The organism is Paenibacillus sp. FSL H7-0737, assembly GCF_000758545.1.
In the GTDB taxonomy this organism is placed as follows: domain Bacteria; phylum Bacillota; class Bacilli; order Paenibacillales; family Paenibacillaceae; genus Paenibacillus_AQ.
On sequence record NZ_CP009279.1, the window covers coordinates 3,567,793 to 3,585,601 of the forward strand.

Annotated in this window: 14 protein-coding genes; 2 read left to right on the plus strand and 12 right to left on the minus strand. The window is 41.1% G+C overall.

The features are described from left to right. Nucleotides 1-11: 11 nt before the first annotated feature. From H70737_RS15330 to H70737_RS15345, 4 genes are read right to left on the minus strand one after another with little or no spacing between them, the layout of a single operon-like run. Entirely contained in the window at nt 12-1,484 is a 1,473-nt protein-coding gene (locus H70737_RS15330; RefSeq protein ID WP_042188516.1) for a gluconokinase, read from the minus strand. Nucleotides 1,485-1,500: 16 nt separating this feature from the next. Further along, nucleotides 1,501-2,307: an ATP-dependent sacrificial sulfur transferase LarE gene (larE, locus tag H70737_RS15335; protein WP_042188518.1), complete on the minus strand. Its 807-nt coding sequence runs from the start codon at nt 2,305-2,307 to the stop codon at nt 1,501-1,503. Between the two features lie 42 nt (nt 2,308-2,349). Then, on the minus strand, nt 2,350-3,120 hold the full coding sequence (locus tag H70737_RS15340; RefSeq protein WP_042188520.1) for an SDR family oxidoreductase: 771 nt from the start codon (nt 3,118-3,120) through the stop codon (nt 2,350-2,352). Between the two features lie 23 nt (nt 3,121-3,143). Continuing rightward, entirely contained in the window at nt 3,144-4,412 is a 1,269-nt protein-coding gene (locus H70737_RS15345; RefSeq protein ID WP_042188522.1) for a nickel pincer cofactor-dependent isomerase, group 22, read from the minus strand. A gap of 165 nt (nt 4,413-4,577) precedes the next feature. Between H70737_RS15345 and H70737_RS15350 the strand changes: the two genes are divergently transcribed. Further along, nucleotides 4,578-5,744, plus strand: a complete 1,167-nt coding sequence (locus tag H70737_RS15350) for an ROK family transcriptional regulator (protein WP_042188524.1) — start codon at nt 4,578-4,580, stop codon at nt 5,742-5,744. 72 nt (nt 5,745-5,816) lie between these two features. Here the strand turns inward: H70737_RS15350 and H70737_RS15355 are convergent, their stop codons facing one another. The 4 genes from H70737_RS15355 to H70737_RS15370 form a co-directional block, all read right to left on the minus strand. After that, nucleotides 5,817-6,674, minus strand: coding sequence for a sugar phosphate isomerase/epimerase family protein (locus tag H70737_RS15355; RefSeq protein WP_042188526.1), 858 nt, complete (start codon nt 6,672-6,674; stop codon nt 5,817-5,819). Further along, complete coding sequence (locus H70737_RS15360) at nt 6,667-7,683, minus strand: Gfo/Idh/MocA family protein (protein WP_042188528.1); 1,017 nt, start codon at nt 7,681-7,683, stop codon at nt 6,667-6,669. Before H70737_RS15360 ends, H70737_RS15355 begins: the two co-directional genes overlap by 8 nt. 73 nt (nt 7,684-7,756) lie before the next feature. After that, entirely contained in the window at nt 7,757-8,917 is a 1,161-nt protein-coding gene (locus tag H70737_RS15365) for a Gfo/Idh/MocA family protein (RefSeq protein WP_042188530.1), read from the minus strand. Beyond that, nucleotides 8,914-9,810 carry a sugar phosphate isomerase/epimerase family protein gene (locus H70737_RS15370; protein WP_042188532.1) on the minus strand — a complete coding sequence of 299 codons (897 nt, stop codon included), beginning with the start codon at nt 9,808-9,810 and terminating at the stop codon, nt 8,914-8,916. Before H70737_RS15370 ends, H70737_RS15365 begins: the two co-directional genes overlap by 4 nt. 153 nt (nt 9,811-9,963) lie before the next feature. Here H70737_RS15370 and H70737_RS15375 point away from each other — a divergent pair, with 153 nt between their 5' ends. Next, the gene (locus tag H70737_RS15375) at nt 9,964-11,226 is read left to right on the plus strand and encodes a helix-turn-helix domain-containing protein (protein WP_042188534.1); all 1,263 of its coding nucleotides are present in this window, start codon (nt 9,964-9,966) and stop codon (nt 11,224-11,226) included. A 19-nt stretch (nt 11,227-11,245) separates the two neighbouring features. Here H70737_RS15375 and H70737_RS15380 read toward each other — a convergent pair whose 3' ends face one another. The 4 genes from H70737_RS15380 to uidA form a co-directional block, all read right to left on the minus strand. Continuing rightward, complete coding sequence (locus H70737_RS15380; protein ID WP_042188536.1) at nt 11,246-12,652, minus strand: MFS transporter; 1,407 nt, start codon at nt 12,650-12,652, stop codon at nt 11,246-11,248. Between the two features lie 308 nt (nt 12,653-12,960). Continuing rightward, complete coding sequence (locus H70737_RS15385; RefSeq protein ID WP_042193972.1) at nt 12,961-14,367, minus strand: MFS transporter; 1,407 nt, start codon at nt 14,365-14,367, stop codon at nt 12,961-12,963. A gap of 179 nt (nt 14,368-14,546) precedes the next feature. Then, nucleotides 14,547-15,962: an NADP-dependent phosphogluconate dehydrogenase gene (gndA, locus tag H70737_RS15390; protein ID WP_042188538.1), complete on the minus strand. Its 1,416-nt coding sequence runs from the start codon at nt 15,960-15,962 to the stop codon at nt 14,547-14,549. Nucleotides 15,963-15,979: 17 nt separating this feature from the next. Continuing rightward, on the minus strand, nt 15,980-17,788 hold the full coding sequence (uidA, locus tag H70737_RS15395) for a beta-glucuronidase (protein WP_042188540.1): 1,809 nt from the start codon (nt 17,786-17,788) through the stop codon (nt 15,980-15,982). Nucleotides 17,789-17,809: the final 21 nt, after the last annotated feature.

The window sequence follows — 17,809 nt, forward strand, 5'->3', positions numbered from 1 at the left end:
AAATCTAGTCATCAGAATAATTCAGCTACGGTTTTTGCTACTTTTTCATAGTTACAATAAATTTCTTTATATCGCTTGCTGCTTTCCTGATTGGGGGTGACAGGCAGTCCCATCGGAATATTATCTTTGATTTCTTCAAAAGACTTCACGCGACCCGTGCCCACCAATGCCGTCCAAGCAGCGCCCCACGCAGCACTGTGATGATTCTCTGAAACATAAATCTCAGCTTCAAAAATATCAGCCATCATCTGCAGCCAAAGTGGAGATCTGGCCAAGCCGCCGTTCACATATATTTTTGAGGAGGTTCCGGCAATGTTCTCTAGTGCCCTACCAATTTGATAGAGATTGAAAGTAATTCCTTCCAGCACAGCACGGATAAAATGCTCTTTCTTATGCGTAATCGCCACACCATAGAAATTCCCTTTTGCCTGTTGATTCCACAGTGGTGCTCTTTCTCCATTTAAATAGGGTAGGAACAGCAGTCCCTCCGCACCAGGTTCAACACGCTCTGCTTCACTTAGAAATTCTTCGAAGCTTCCTTGATCTTGAATCAGATCCTTAAACCATTGAAGGACAATCCCACCATTGTTCGTAGGCCCTCCGATAATAAAAGTATCTTCGGTAAAAGAATAGCAGAACGTTTCTTGATTCTGACTAACCTTTGCGTGGCTTGTGAATTGTCTAATGGCTCCGCTAGTCCCTACTGAAACAGCAACTTCCCCTGGAAGTAGAGCGCCAATCCCTAAGTTAGCCAGCTGTCCGTCTGCTGCTCCGATCATAAAAGGAAGCTCTGCCTGAATTCCCATCTGTTCTGCTATTTCCGGATTAATCTTATTGAATTGAAAAGTTGGAGGAACAATCTTAGACAGCTGTTTATCAGATATGCCAACCAGCGTTAACAGATCCTGAACCCATGTGTGAGTTGCCGGGTTAAACAATCCGGTTGCAGAAGCCATCGAATAATCGATCATTCTTTCCCCAAACCAGCTGTAAATTAAATACTCCTTAATGGACATGAAGTAAGTAGCTTTTAGATAGGGTTCATAACCATTCTCCTTCATCCATAACAGCTTAATCAAAGGCGTCATCGGATGGACAGGAGTCCCAGTTTGCGCGTAAATCTGTTGTTTCATCGATTCTGACAGTTGATGGACCTGATCAGATCCTCTTCCATCCGCCCAAATGAGTGCAGGGGAGAGCGGGATGCCAGCTGCGTCTATTAGAACAAGAGAATGCATGGCCGCTGAGAATCCAATAGTAATCAATTCATTTTTACCGATCTTTGCTTTTCTAACAGCTTCTCTAATAGCCCTTACAGCAGAGCGTTCAATCTCGATTGCATCTTGTTCAGCCCAGCCTTGCTGCGGATAATGGAAGCTATTCATTTCTTCAACCTCTGTAATTAATTTTCCGTGAATCGTAAACACACAGGCTTTAACACTTGTCGTACCGATATCAAGTCCAATTACAAGCTCTCTAGACATGCCTAACCTTCCCTTCTTACGATATAGAAAGAGCTTTATTCATACTGCCGCTCCGATATCCTAACAGATCCAACGTAACGTATTTATAGCCGTAACTCTGAAGCTCTTGCACGATAAGATGATGATGTGCTAAAACAATCTCCATATCTAAGGGTTCCACTTCAATTCTTGCAATATCCTGATGGGTTCGAACTCGTACTTGACGTATTTTCAGCGATTTTAAATAAGCCTCGGCTTTTTCTACCTTCTGCAGTTTTTCATTCGTAATACGCTCCCCATAGGCGATTCTTGAAGACAGACAGGCGAACGATGGTTTTTCCCATGTAGGCAAATTAAATGATTTCGAAAGCTCTCTTATTTCTGTTTTGAACAGTTCAGCCTCAAGTAGAGGACCACGGACGCCTCTCTCTTTAGCGGCTTGCATCCCTGGACGATGTTCGTTCATATCATCTGCAATAACACCATAGATGATATTCTTAAAGCTCTTTTCCTCGAGTACAGGGATTAAGTGATCGAATAAGCTGCTTTTGCAAAAATAACAGCGGTTTTTACTGTTCTCTGCATACCCCGGAATTGCGAGTTCAGAGGTTTCAATTACCTGATGTGTAACACCTATAAGTGCAGCGAGCTCTTTTGCCTCCTCCAGTTCACTTGATGGATAGGTTTCTGAATCCGCGGTTACCGCGAGTACATGATCAGGACCCAAAGTATCAACAGCCACTTTTAATAAGAAGGTGCTATCAACCCCACCAGAGAATGCAACCACTACTGATTTCATTTCACGAAGGATGGATTGTAATTTGTTATATTTATCTGTAAGCACTTATGATCCCTCCCATTGATGAATCTATTTACAGGATGCTCTTTAAATCGTCATACTTCCAAATCCGCCATCTACACGAATTAATGTACCGGTAACGAAACTGGAGGCTTTCTCAGAGGCTAGCCATACCGCAGCACCTTGAAGTTCTTCTGGTGTTCCAAAACGCTGCATAGGCGTATGTTTCATAATGGAGTCTATTCGCTCTGGACTTAGAATTTTGCGATTCTGTTCAGCCGGGAAGAACCCAGGGATGATAGCGTTTACACGGATGCCATTTAATGCAAACTCACGCGCTAAGAACTGAGTAACACTGTTAAGCGCCGCTTTGGAAACCGAATAGGTGAACACTTTGGATAACGGTGTTGTTGAGGATACGGAAGAGATGTTAATGATGCTGCCTTTCCGATTCTGCTCAATCATTTTTTGGGCAAAGATTTGACAGGTCTGCACGATGCCTTTTAAATTCACATCCATAATATCGTCCCACTCTTCCATTTCTAGTTCGAAGAAAGGTGTGGAGCTATTTTTCCCTGGAGCGTTCAGCAGGATGTCCCATCCTCCAGCCCATTCCTCAATTTCAGAAGCTACCTGAAGCAGAGAGTCACGTGAACTAACATTAGCTTGAAATGCTTTTGCTGTACCACCATTCTTAGCAATGCTCTTTGCTACTTCTTCCGCTTTCTCTAGATTCCGTCCGACAATTGCAACTTGAGCGCCTTGTTCGGCCAATCCTGCCGCGATAGATGAGCCAAGTACGCTGTTCCCACCAATGGCAACTGCTGTTTTTCCTGTTAGATCAAATAGATTAGTCATGTCTTCTCTCCCCAGTGTTAGTATTAAAGTAAGTTTCCATTGCTATCGAAAGTTAGGCCGTAGGCTTCAGAGATCAATTCCATTTGAGGATGCTGTTTCACTATATCAATTAATGCCTCGGACACTTCCAACTCATTTAGCACCAATGTGTTTTTGATCCGAACCATTTTGACCTGAGTGAAATCTAAAATATTGCTGGTTTTGATAGCCGCTTGAATGGTTTCCCGGTCGTTAGGCAGCGTGGTTGCAATTTTTGTAGGTGCTACAACAGTAGAAGTCAATCCATTGGCATAGGTTACTTCCAGATCAATCTTGTCTACTAGCCTTTGCGTTGTAAAATCAGCGGTTCCAACACCGTTTGCATTACCTTCAGTCTGTGGCGTCAAATCAAGTACAACGATCTTATTAACCTCAGGACCTCCATAAGCGTATGGCGTTGGGTAACGACCTGTAATATTTGGATCCATACCGTCTCCGCTAATGTTTTTGCCAATTTGATCGATGATAAGTACCTCTAATTGATCAAAGAATAGTTTTGGCAGCATTTCCTTTGCCTTCATTTGTAAAGCGGCTTCCTGTTCAACAATCTCTTCAGGAGTTAACGTCTCAATGCAAACTACTTTATCAAAAGCGTTTTCAATCGTTGCCACTCCAAATAGAATAGGTTTCTTCTCCATAATCATCTTGGCCATAGCGGGAACATTCTCGGCCATGTACTTGAAGCCCAACTGATGACAGGCCTCAGCACCTTTTTGCTTGCCTAAACCAATGCTAATCATCTTCATGATTCCGCTTTCGACAGGGCCTCTAAATGCGGTATGAGGTTTGATGCGATTAATCACTACAATCCCATCTGCACTTGCGGCATGTTTGTCTACATAAACGGGTAATCCATTAGGCAGCTCACCAAGCAGAACCACTTCCATCGATGAACGAATCTCGCAATTCACGCTTTCTTCTGTAACGCCCAGATGGGCCAAAACATCACGTTGTCCCTCAGCGGTGGCTCCGCCATGACTCCCCATGCTTGGAACGATAAAAGGCTTCGCTCCGGCATCTTGCAGAAACTTCACCGTAACGGCTGTAATTTCTACTAAACGGTCTAAACCTCTACTCCCAACAGCAATAGCGATTTCCATACCAGGTTGAATGGTGTTCCGAATCTCATCTCTTTGCAGCTTCTTATTCAATTCCTTCCCAAGGTCTTCAATATGCCCACTATCAAAATTCACTCTTACTTTGGCCATTTTCGGAACCGGAATATCTTTTAGAAGCTCTTGTAAAATCCCCATGATTTCCTCCACTCCAAGTACAAATTGTTATTCATTCATGCTTTCTAATCTGCTTAAAATAGCGTTCTGATAAACCACTTTAAATTAATTTGTTTACCATACAAACTAATTACCTGTATAATAACATCATGCCTTAGGTTCGTCAATCATTCAAGGAGGTGCTTTATGATTACCGGCGATTCTTCACATGTCAAACAAATTAATCGTGCTCTAATCTTAGGTGAAATTATAGGGCACGGCTCTATTTCAAGAACAGACCTGGCAAAGGTAACCGGGTTAAATAAGTCCACTCTATCCGTTCAGGCAGCTGATTTGTTAGCAGAGGTTCTAATTATTGAGACCTATAAAGAGCATAACAATCCAGGCCGAAAACCGATCTTCCTCTCACTTAATGAAACTGCTGGGTATGCGCTAGGGATTGATTTGGACGGAAAAAAGATGACTTTTGTACTTACCAATTTACAAGGTGTTCCAGTCTCTTCTCAACTGATTGAGTTTGAAACCCATAACTATCACGAAATATTTAGATTATTAGTGGAACAGATCAGACACTATAAGAAGCGTTGTGAACTTGCTCCTCACGGCCTCATAGGCGTGGCCATAGGGGTACATGGGATTGTAGATAATTCTGAGTTGATTTGTTATCTCCCCTATCATCAATGGCACAACAGAAATTTAAAACAAGATCTTAAAGACGCAACTGGACTTAACATTTTTGTGGAGAACAACGCGAATTTAAGCGCCTTCTCAGAAATTGTCTTTATGCATCATCAGAGTGAGCATTTATTTTCATTAAGCTTCAATTCAGGAATAGGGCTGGGGATGATGGTTCATGGAGAGGTATTAAAAGGCTATAACGGCTTCGCCGGAGAGATAGGTCATATGATTATCATTCCTGACGGGAAAGTCTGCAGTTGCGGGAATTCGGGGTGCTGGGAACAATATGCTTCTGAAGTAAGTTTAACGAGTTCGATAGCGCGTATGAAGAAAAAAGAAAAGGTAAGTCTTCAGGAAATTGAACATTGGATCCAAGTGGCTGACCCTGTAGCAATTGCTGCGCTAGAGAAATATATGAATTACATTGCGACTGGCCTCAATAATATTATAAATCTGTTCAATCCTGAAATTATGATTCTTAACAATCGCCTGCTAACAATCTATCCTAATGCCCTGCCTCTACTTCTATCAAAGCTAAGTTCGTCGATAAGTCAGCCTTGTAAGTTACTCCTTTCAGAATTAGGAGAGAAGGCCTGTGTTATGGGAGCTTGTGCATTAGTTATAAAAAACTTTCTTGGAGTCTCAAAGCTTAGCTTGAGTAATAACAGGAGCTAGATGGATTTTGTAATAAAAAAACGAATAAAGCCTATTTCAACGGCTTTATTCGTTAGATTAGATTACTAAATTTTAGAACCAGTTCTCATAACCCAACTGTTTCAGATAGCTTCCTGAAGTCTGTAGACAATCAAACGGATCTTTCCCATACGTATCGTCTTGCTCAATCAAGAAATACTGCACACCACTCTCGTGACCGGCTTCGATAATCGCCTGAATATCTAAGCTCCCTTCACCAAGCTCTGCAAACTCAATAATATTGGAGAACTTATACATAAACTTTGACATATCTTTAAAGTCATCTGCACTTAAATCCATGTGGCCGATTCTGTAATCCTTTAGATGCAGTAAGGATACACGTCCAGCAAAGCGTTTAATAACATTTACCGGATTCTCACCACCCCGCTGAATCCAATGAACATCCAATTCGAAACCTAGCTTCGAGGTGTTGTCCTTCATCATATCCAGAAGCGTTTCCCCGTCATATTTCTCAAATTCTACGTGGTGGTTGTGATAATAGAGCTCAATACCGTGCTTCTCCAAACGTGTAGCCATTTCTTCTGCTTGATGAATATACTCCATGATTTTCTCTTTATTTCCCATAAGCGTTATTGGCATCATACCAATACGGACATAATTACAGTTCAATGTCCTGCAATCATTGACGATTTTATCGAAATCTGTGGTTAAGGATTCCCCTGGCATACCCGGCATCGTATTCAGAGGAGCAGAGACCGAAACGATTTGGATATTAAAATCCTCGCTAGCTCGTTTAAGCTCGGACACATTCTCCTTAGTCATATCAATTTGAGTGACTTCAACGGCACTAAATCCTAGTTCTTTTACCGTTCGTAGTGTCTCATAAACTCCGTTTTCCACAATTTTATTTTTCAAGTTGAACATTTGCACACCAATTTTACCGTTACTCATCTAGATCACCCTCCAGTTGAATTTCTTGTTTTTGTGCCGAAGATTTGTGAATCGTATCTATCATTCTTATGGACTGAACAGCATCTCGGATATGAACATAATCGTGTGAATCGTTACGTATACAATCATAGAAATGATCGATTAGTGAAGCGTGGCTAGCTCCATAATAAAACTTCGTCCCTGGAAGCTTGGCATCTTCAACTAATACCTCTTTCTCCCCATGATCATCTTCTTTAATTAATAGGCTGTCTTTTATTGTGAATTTCACTTTCTCATACATCACTTCAAGCTCAACGCTAGAATTACTCGCATTGGCAACGGTTGCAAAAAACAAGCCCTTAGCTCCGTTCTTAAACCGAATATACGCAGACACCGTATCCTCGACCTCAATACCGTAATTCATCAGTTGATCAACGGATCCTCGGATCGCCTCGATCGGCCCACCAAGCAATTGCATATGATCCAGCGTATGGATCGATTGATTAATCATCACCCCGCCACCGGATTCGCTTTTCCGTCCACGCCATGGTTTGATATCATAATAGACTTGCGGTCTATACCATGCTACCAAGCCCTTAATCCCAATCAAAGGGCCATAGTCATTATGACGAACGATATCCTGAAGCATCTCAAAAGTCTCGTTATAACGGTTCTGTAGACAGATGCAAACTTTGATCTGCTCATATTCTGCCTCAAGCTTCTCCATGGCTAACGCTTCTACTAGGTTTAAGGCTAACGGTTTTTCTTGAAGCACATGAACCCCATTCTCCATGCAGGCTTTGGTTACTGGATAGTGCAGATGATGTGGCAAGCAAATATGCACGCAGTCAAGGGACTCTTTTTGAAGCATGAGCAGATAATCTGTATAAAAGCTTATACCAGGTAGTGTGTTCCTTAGAGACTCATCAATATCACATACAGCCACTAACTCAATCCCTGGATTCGTCTGAATCGCTTGAATATGAATGTTGGAAATATCACCAAGTCCAATAACCGCTGCCTTTAACATATGGAAATCTCCTTTTCAAAACTAACCCATGGCTCATACCACGAGTTAGTTTTTTAAATATTAAGAAGTATCATTACTTGGTTAGAGGTTGCTTTTGCTCTTCTTCGATCTTCTTCTTGAGTTCGTTCAAATATAGCTCTTCATCAACAGGGAGCTCCACCTCTTTACCTAGCCAGCTAGATAAGTGAATGGCATTGGCAAGCGCCACGCCGTGAATACCATCACTTCCTGGTGCCAAAAGCGGCTCCCCATTTAAAATATGGGATGCGAAGTTCTTCATGACTGCAGTATGCTGAGCTCCCCAGACACTTTCAAAGGTAATAACTTCTTCATTGTAGATTTCATCCGAATTTCCACCCATGAATATTTTCATTACATCAACCATACTCATGGTATCGCTCATTTCGCGCTCAGGTTTGATCAGGCGTTTAACGGTTATCTTATTACTGTCATCAACTACGATTTTCCCTTTATCACCCAAAATCTCAAATCGGTCCGTTCCTACAACATCATGTGTGCAAGTGACGAATACGCCTGTTGCGCCGTTCCCATAGTCTAGTAGTACAGTAACCTCATCTTCTACTGCTATATTTCTTTGATAACCATATTTCACATTGGAGTAGACTTTCTTAGGCATTCCGCATATCCACTGTAATAAATCCAGCTGATGTGGAGCCTGATTGACCAGAACACCACCACCTTCGCCTTCCCAAGTAGCTCTCCAAGCGCTTTGATCATAATAACCTTGAGGTCTCCACCAGGTGGTAATCATCCAATTCGTGCGACGAATCTCACCGATTTCTCCGTTATCAATAATTTCCTTCAGCTTCTGATATAGCGGGTTGGTTCGCTGATTAAACATGATTCCAAAAGCTAATTCGGGCTTAGTTGCTGCGAATTCATTTAGTTCTCTAACCTGCTTCGTGTATACTCCGGCTGGCTTTTCCACCAGGGCGTGAACGTTTCTCTTCAACGCTTCGATTCCCATTTCCGGATGCAAATAGTGAGGCACACAAGTGACTATTGCGTCTACTTCTCCACTTTCAATCATTTCGATGTAGTTGTCATAGAAAGGAACATCCGGATACTTTTCTGATGCCCACTGTTTCTTTGCAGGATCGATATCACAGATTGCCCCAAGCTGCATATTCTCCACTTTTTCTTCGGTCAAAAAATTTGCATATGCACTGCCTTGTGCACCAACACCGATAATTCCCATTCTTACTTTTGTCATTTCACTTTCTCCTCGCTTTCAATATGTTCAAGTATTTGAATAAGAGCTTCGTACTGTAGCTTGTAGCCCTCCGCCCCATTAAGACCTTTGTTGTCCTTAATAATTTCTTCTGCATTCTCCAGTTCTAAATCCTTTAAGGAGTCAAACTGAACCAGATGTGGTTCAAGCGTCAAGAAACCTTTATACCCACTGTGAATCACCTGAGACAATATCGACGGGATTTGCCCCTCCCCAGTCCCACAGACCACATTCTGATTATCCGACTTAACTGCATCCTTAATGTGTATATAAGCAATTTCATCTTTCAATAAATCGTAGCATGCTTGAGTATCCTCACCACATTGCACGAAGTTCGCAAAATCAAAAATAGCCTTAAAATACTTGGAATTAACCGCATTCAACATCTCACTACAGCGCCGAGCAATATCACCGTAGATATCTTTTTCATTCTCATGCAGTAGAATTACATCGTATTGTTCAGCGATCGTAGTAAATTCCTTGATCTTCTCAATCACTTCGTCCCGGTATTGATCGGGATCGTCACCCTTGGGGATATAGAAGCTGAATATACGAATATACTTGCACTGCAATAAATTGCTGATCTGACAGAGTCTGTGTAGCATTTCTTTTTGCTTTATAAAAGCGCCTTCATCTTTCACGAAAATTTTCCCGATTGGCGAACCGATGGAGGATACTCGAATACCGGATCGTTCAAGTCTGGGTAGAACATTCGATCGAATCTCTTCCAGTGTAAAGTCACCGATATTTCTACCGTCGATGCCGCGCAAGGATAAGTACTGCATCCCCAATTTCGAAACTACCTCAAGCTGCTGGTCAAACTCTGCAGAAATTTCATCAGAGAAGCCTGAGATGCTAAGGTTTTTATTTACCACAACCTCTTTCCCTCCTCCTAGCGATTACCAGTTGAATGTAAGAATAACGTTACTATAAATGAAACCGATTTATTATTCTCGTAAAATCTTGTGTATAATAGTAAAATATAGAGCAGCTTGAGAAGAATAATGTTTACAAGGGGTGAGAATTTAGTGTTATCTGAGGAATGGGAACAACTACAAAAACTACTTAAATTCACATATAACTATGCGAGCATTGAGACTGTCTTTTTTCAATCAGGGGTACAGATCGTATGGGAGTCTGGGCATATACAAGTGCCAGAGCCATTAAAAGGTTACTTCGAAGATCTCAGAGCAATGCTTCAGCTTCAACATTCGAATGCCGCATCACATTTACTTATTCATTCCACATCCTATAAATTGAATTTCATCTCTTCCAACCTTTACAAAGGCACCAGTTACCTAGGGAGCATAATTGTAGGTCCTTATCTACCGGGAGAGCCTTCTACACTTCTCATGCACGATATTATATTTGACAATAATTTATCCATTTGGCTGCAGCCCATCTTAGAACAATATTATCTCTCTCTGCCTTTAATCAATGAACAAAAGGTCAATAACATCTCAGAATTTCTAGCGTATCTTTCAGAGAGTGCTCAACTTTCTAACCACTCGGTTTCAACTTTTGAGCATGTTAGCTATAACTTTCGAAGCCAGAATCTGTTACTTTCTGAAGCGGTCAAAAACAAAACAGATTTATCGCCAGCGATCATAGAAGAAAGATATCGGAAAGAAAATCAATTATTGTCTATTATAGAGCGAGGAAATCAACAACAGCTGCAACAATTCTTGAAGGATGGTGCATGGGGTAAGAATGATTTTCCTGACCGTTTCCCTACGGACCCCCTAAGATCACGTAAAAATTTGACCTTTGTAAGCAACACTCTGCTGCGCAAGGCAGCAGAGAAAGGTGGCGTTCATCCAGTCTACATAGACAGTATCTCAGAGAAATTTTCTATTCAAATCGAAAGATCTGCTTCTGTACAACAGCTTTCTGAGCTTCAAATGAAAATGTATTCTGAATACTGCAAGCTTGTTAATGATTTGTCTCTGAAACCCTATAGTTCTACCATAAGAAAAGCGATCGAATATATCCGCCTAAACCTGGATAAAGAATTGAGTCTTGATATAATAGCCCGTGCGATCTCGGCAAGCATGTACGAGCTTTCCAGACAGTTCAAACAAGAAACTAGCCAATCTATTATTGATTACATCAACTTGCTGAGAATTAAATCCGCTGTTGAAATGTTGGAGAACAATTATCTATCGATAACGGATATCGCTCAGATCGTTGGTTATAATGATGTGAACTATTTTATAAAGGTCTTTAAAAAAACTAACGGAATCACCCCAAATCAGTTCCGGAAAAATAGAAGAAGTATTCAGCAGAATTAACATCTGAAATCGCTACATTTTACAAGCTTCTATTCTCTGTTAAGTCAGTAGCAAGCTGGAGTGTACGTTTTTTGTTCAATGGATAAAGAAATACTAAGATTAGAAAAACTATGAATACCATAACGGCAGGTAATAAAGTTGCTAATGTATGCACTCCCTGAAGTGTATCCTGCGATTGCGCTTTAAGCTGAGCATTATATCCGACAGCACTAATGGCAAAACCACCAAGTCCACCAGCAATTGCTTGACCCACCTTACGGGCAAAGGAATACACAGAGTAAACTGTACCATCTTCCCGTAATCCCGTTAAGTATTCATGATAATCAATAACATCCGTAACAAATGCCCAGATCGTCATGTTAAAGAAAGCGGTGCCAAATGAGGCTACAGTCATTACTCCGATGAATTGATTAACGCTCAAGTTCGGCATGAAATATAACAAAGCATATACTATAGCCGCTAGAAGCAAACCCGCTGAGGCGGTTTCTTTTTTTCCGAATCTTGCAACCAAAGGTTTTATTAATGGCATGGTAATGAATATCGTTGCCGTTTGAATCAAGCCCATCATACTTAATGCTTTTGCACTTCCGAAATAGTCTTTAAACAAATAGACATTCACAGCACCGGTAAGCATAAAGCAAGTCATGATGGCAAGCGAAGCGATTAGGATCCAGATCAGGGGTTTGTTCTTTTTAAATCCTTTTAGCGTTGCTCGAAAATTTGTTTTTACCTTTGAGTTATTCGACGAAGTAATACGTTCAGTGGAGAGACTATAGCAGGCCATATAACAGGAGAGTGAAAGAATGGCGAAGATAACAGCTGTCAAAAAAAATCGATTAGCATCTGCTTTGTTATCTACGAAAATAATCAAAGGACCAACCACATTTATAATCAGCCCTGCTAATGAAGCCCCTAAGCTCCGAAAGGTTGATAACGAGGTTCGTTCCACTGGATCACTGGTGATCACTGAAGCCATTGAACCGTAAGGAATATTAACCGTACTGTATAATGTTCCCCATAGAATATAAGTTACAAAAGCGTAGGCCAGATAGAATCCATCAGACATTCCTGGAATATGAACGAACATTAACACACCAGTAACAACTAGCGGAAAAGACATTCTAAAGATCCATGGTTTGAATTTCCCCTTCGGCCCTGCTTTTCTAGTATCGATAAAACGTCCCCAAGTTACATCTGCGACTGCATCCCATAAGCGAGCAATGAGAAAAAGTCCGCCTACGGCTGCCGCACTGATTCCATACACATCTGTATAGAATACCATCAAGAAAGAGCTTGCAAGAATGAAGAAAAAATCATTGCCGAAATCACCGAACAAATAACCCATCTTATCTCTGAGGCCAAACCTTCTGTTGTTTACATTTGTTACTAAACCCTTTGAAGTTTCGAGACCGGCTTGTTGATTCATATTTATCCCCCCGTAACTTTTGAATAGCTACATTTAAGCGCATCCTTCAAAAGTAAGAATTGTAAGGATATTTAATTAGTTCATTAAACTAACAAAATATCTTTACCGTAGGATAACACCATCAACTTATACTCGTCAACAGAAATTGTAAGCGCTTCAAAATATTTTTTATGTGTATATTTTCACATCGTTTTTTCGCAAAAACCTCTCAGGAAGTTGAGTAATATCAAACATCTTTAAAGCAAAAATCAACAAAAAACCCCTATCAAACCTGGGGTTTCTGTTGAAAGATGACAAACGATATAACCTTAAGAATGACTTCTCTCTGCTATGTCTGCGGTAAGCTGAAGCGTGCGTTTTTTGTTCAAAGGATATAAGAATACAAGGATCAAAAATACTAGAGCTAAGATAATGGCAGGCATTAATGTTGCTAAGGTATGGAGTCCGTGAAGCGTAGCTGGTGTCTGTGATTTAAGGGTGGCATTATAACCTACTGCACTAATCGCAAACCCTCCAAGTCCTCCAGCAATCGCTTGCCCCACCTTACGAGCAAAGGAGTAAATAGAATACACCGTTCCATCTTCACGAAGGCCCGTTATGTATTCATGATAATCTATCACATCGGTCACAAACGCCCAGATCACCATATTAAAGAAAGCGTAACCAAAATTAGCGATAGACAATATTCCAATAAATTGATTAGTGCTCACATTAGGCAAAAAGTATAATAAAGCGTAAATGGCTGCAGCTAATAAAAGACCGGCGGAGGCTGTTTCCTTTTTACCGAATCTGGCAACTAGTGGTTTTACTAATGGCATAGCGATCAACATAGCTACGGTTTGAACAAAACCTACCATACTTAAAGCTGTTGTACTACCAAAATAGTCTTTGAACAAATAGATATTTACTGATCCGATAAGCATAAAACAAGTCATAAAAACGAGTGAAGCAACTAAGATCCAGATTAGAGGTTTGTTTTTGGAGAATCCTTTTAAAGTGGCGCCCAGATTACCTTTAACCTTATTGTTCTCTGGGGCAATAATCCGTTCAGTTGATAGCTTATAACAAGCCATGTAACAGGAAAGTGAAAGAATAGCAAAGATAACGGCAGCAAGCAAAAATCGGTTCGGATCAGCCTTGTTATCTACGAATATAATCAGGGGCCCTACTACATTAATAATTAACCCCGCTAATGAAGAGCCTAACGTTCGAAATGTTGATAGTGAGGTGCGTTCAACAGGATCACTTGTGATTACAGAAGCCATTGACCCGTAAGGAATATTCACAGTACTATAAAACGTTCCCCAGAGGATATAGGTTACATAGGCGTAGGCGAGATAGAATCCGTCAGACATCCCTGGAAGATGAATGAACATTAATACACCTGTAACCACTAGTGGAAACGACATTCTAAAAATCCATGGTTTGAATTTTCCGTTAGGGCTTGCTTTTCTAGTATCTATAAAACGCCCCCAGGTTACATCAGCGATTGCATCCCAAAGTCGGGCAATTAGGAAGAGCCCACCAACGGCAGCCGCATTAATTCCAAATACATCCGTGTAGAATACCATTAAGAAAGAGCTTACAAGAATAAAGAAAAAATCATTTCCGAAATCACCGAATAAATAACCCAGCTTATCCCTTAGACCAAACTTTCTGTTTGTTGCACTAGACACAAAACCCTTTGAAGTTTCCAGACCAGTTTGTGTATTCAACTTCATTCCCCCGTAACTCTTGGATGGTGTACACTTTTACTTCTTCACCTATCAAAAGTAATGATGTAAGGATAATTAATTTGTTTAATAAACTAATTAATTATCCTTACCGTAGAATACCATTTTCTGATGTGCTCGTCAATAACTTTTGTAAGCGCTATATTAACTATTTTATTAGTCTATTCTAACCATTTTGTATGAAATACGCCTTCTTTATCTACTCTCTGATAAGTATGGGCACCAAAATAATCTCGCTGTGCCTGTAGTAAGTTTGCAGGAAGTGTCTCCGCGCGATAACTGTCGTAGTAAGCAATCGCACTTGAAAATGAAGGTACAGGGATCCCGCATTTAATCGCAAGTGATAGAACGTCACGTAGAGCCGTCTGGTACTCTTCCACTATATCTTTAAAGTATGGATCTAGCAAAAGGTTAGCAAGCTCAGCATCTTGATCATAGGCATCTTTGATTTTTTGTAGGAATTGCGCACGAATAATACAACCGCCACGGAAGATCATGGCTATATCTCCGTAACGTAAATTCCATTCGTACTCCTCAGACGCTACACGCATCTGTGCAAAGCCTTGAGCATACGAGCAAATTTTACTCATATATAGTGCTTTCCGAACAGCTTCGATCAGCTCATCTTGATCACCATTGTAGCTCTTCTTCTCTGGTCCTTGAAGCAATTTACTAGCCTTTACCCGTTCCTCCTTCATGGCCGAGATAAAGCGTGCAAATACAGATTCTGTAATGATAGGCAGCGGAACGCCGAGATCTAGCGCATTTTGACTAGTCCACTTTCCTGTACCTTTTTGGCCAGCGGTATCTAGGATGACATCGACCATAGGCTTTCCGGTTTCTTCATCTGTTTTCGCAAAAATATCGGCAGTAATCTCAATCAAATAACTATCCAGCTCACCTTTATTCCACTCACTAAATACATCATGCAGCTCTGCAGCACTAAGATTCAGGACCTGCTTCAGAATAAAATAAGCCTCCGAAATCAATTGCATATCGCCATATTCTATGCCATTGTGAACCATCTTCACATAGTGTCCGGCACCGTCGGGTCCAATATAGGTACAGCAAGGATCGCCATCGACTTTGGCCGATATAGCCTCGAGAATGGGCTTTACAAGCTCATAAGCTTCTTTCTTCCCCCCAGGCATGATGGAAGGGCCCTTAAGAGCTCCTTCCTCCCCACCAGATACGCCAGTACCAATAAAATGAAAGCCGGCGGATTGTAGTTCCTTGTTTCTACGAATAGTATCTTGGAAGAAAGTATTTCCTCCATCTATCAAAATATCGCCTTCTTCAAGAAAAGGCTTTAACGATTCGATTGTCGCATCCGTAGCTGAACCCGCTTTAACCATCAGTAATATTTTTCGTGGTTTCTCGAGCGCATTTACAAACTCTTCAACCGTTTCTGAGCCTATAAAATTCTTGCCATACGCTTCATTGGTTAGGAACTCTTCTGTTTTATCATAAGAACGATTAAAGACTGCGACGGAATAACCTCTGCTTTCTATATTCAAAGCCAGGTTCTTCCCCATCACTGCAAGACCTACGACACCAATCTGCTGCTGTTTAGACATGCCTCTGCTCTCTCCCTCTATTCGTTATCCTGTTTGTAATGGAAGTCTGGAATTGCAGTCCACCGTTTACGTAATTCATGCGCTGCATACTTAGGCTTACGATCCCGAGTAAAGATCCCCTTCTTATTCCCTTGCACACGAATGATTCCCTGACTTGTAGCGAAATCTGCAAAATTCCAAACCTGCTCACCGATAAAATGAGGGAATTCATCAAATACTTCATGATTAGCTTTATAAAACTCCACTTGATATTCTTCAGTGAACATAACCGGTTCAACGTCATGGAATCCAGCCACAGTATCCGCCCCGTATTCGGTCATCATGATCGGTGTGTTAGGGCAACGTTTAAGCCAACCATTGAATTCTGCACGCAATTTCACTTTTGCAGATTCTAGGTCTCCCCCATCCACATACCAACCATAGTAACGATTCAAAGCTAGAACATCGATTAGTTCAGCAATTTTATCTCGATCTGGAGTAGAAGCTAGATGAGTAACGAGTGTAACTGGTCGTTTTTGCGGATCTAATTCTCTCATCAATTCTACAAGCGGCTTAAAGTATTCATAGGCCCCTTCTTCCTCGGACGCAGGTTCATTAGCCACATTCCACATCACAACAGACGGATGGTTTTTATCTCGTGCAATTAATTCCCGAATATCTTGCTCATGTTGCTCTTTGGTTTGGAGTTCCTCCCATGTATTTTTATGGGCTCTGCCTCCTGATAACATGACCATAAAGTTCACATGTAGTCCCACGGCGGGGATTTCATCAATCACAACAAAACCTTCACGGTCCGCAAGACGCATTAATTCTTCAGAGTATGGATAATGGGAAGTGCGGAAGGAGTTCGCTCCCATCCACTTCATCAGATTAAAGTCTATAATATTGGCCGCTTCATCAAAGCCTCTACCATGAATGGGTGAATCTTCGTGTTTACCAAAACCCTTAAAGTAAAATGGCTTATTGTTGATTAAGAACTTCCCATCTTTTACTTCCACAGTTCGCACGCCAAACGGTTGCTCATACACATCGACAGTAGTTCCATCATCAACAAGCTCAATTTGTAGTGTGTACAGATAAGCGTTCAACGGTTGCCAAAGCTTAACATTTTTAAGTGAGATTGTGCCAGCCTCTCCCGCTTGCTCAGCAACGATGTCTCCTGCTTCGTCCAGAACTGTTACTTTAACTTCTGCATTATTTACGAATTTCACAGCGTAGTTAACCTTACCGTTCAGACCTTCTAAAGCGGTTACAATTTCAACATCTTGTACATAGGTGTGAGGTGTTGTATAGATCTTAACAGGACGCTGAAGACCAGCATAATTGAAAAAATCGAAATTGGGTTCATTTTTCAGCTTTTTTCCGATTCCTGGTATTTCTTTCTCAGAGTAAATCCCAACAGGCAGTGTGGAATAATCAACAATATTGTTCAACGCAACAGTCAATCTGTTTTTGCCTGATTTCAAGATCTGATTTAGCTCCGTTTCAAAAGGCAGAAAGCCACCTTTATGCTCAACAGCAAGCTCTCCATTAACATACACCTTAGCTTGATGTGTCGCAGAACCAAATCTCAAGACAGTACGCTCAGCCGAGAACACATCCGGCACTGTAAATTCTCTTTCATACCATACCCAGCCTACATGATCACGGATTTCTGCTTTTACCCCGATGTCGTTAAAGGATGCTGGAACAGCCATCGCTATCGTATCTGTTAATTTGGATTCAAACCATTTTTCTTGAAAGCCCACACCTGAATCTAGCTTAAAGTTCCATAATCCATTAAGATCAATAATACTGCGAGTTTCAGTAACGATTGGATATAACATAAATAAATCCTCCTTTTATTG

Coding starts and splice junctions, on each gene's coding strand:
- H70737_RS15330 (WP_042188516.1), bottom strand. CDS start 1,484: ATGTCTAGAGAGCTTGTAATTGGACTTGATATCGGTACGACAAGTGTT.
- H70737_RS15340 (WP_042188520.1), bottom strand. CDS start 3,120: ATGACTAATCTATTTGATCTAACAGGAAAAACAGCAGTTGCCATTGGT.
- H70737_RS15345 (WP_042188522.1), bottom strand. CDS start 4,412: ATGGGGATTTTACAAGAGCTTCTAAAAGATATTCCGGTTCCGAAAATG.
- H70737_RS15350 (WP_042188524.1), top strand. CDS start 4,578: ATGATTACCGGCGATTCTTCACATGTCAAACAAATTAATCGTGCTCTA.
- H70737_RS15355 (WP_042188526.1), bottom strand. CDS start 6,674: ATGAGTAACGGTAAAATTGGTGTGCAAATGTTCAACTTGAAAAATAAA.
- H70737_RS15360 (WP_042188528.1), bottom strand. CDS start 7,683: ATGTTAAAGGCAGCGGTTATTGGACTTGGTGATATTTCCAACATTCAT.
- H70737_RS15365 (WP_042188530.1), bottom strand. CDS start 8,917: ATGACAAAAGTAAGAATGGGAATTATCGGTGTTGGTGCACAAGGCAGT.
- H70737_RS15380 (WP_042188536.1), bottom strand. CDS start 12,652: ATGAATCAACAAGCCGGTCTCGAAACTTCAAAGGGTTTAGTAACAAAT.
- gndA (WP_042188538.1), bottom strand. CDS start 15,962: ATGTCTAAACAGCAGCAGATTGGTGTCGTAGGTCTTGCAGTGATGGGG.
- uidA (WP_042188540.1), bottom strand. CDS start 17,788: ATGTTATATCCAATCGTTACTGAAACTCGCAGTATTATTGATCTTAAT.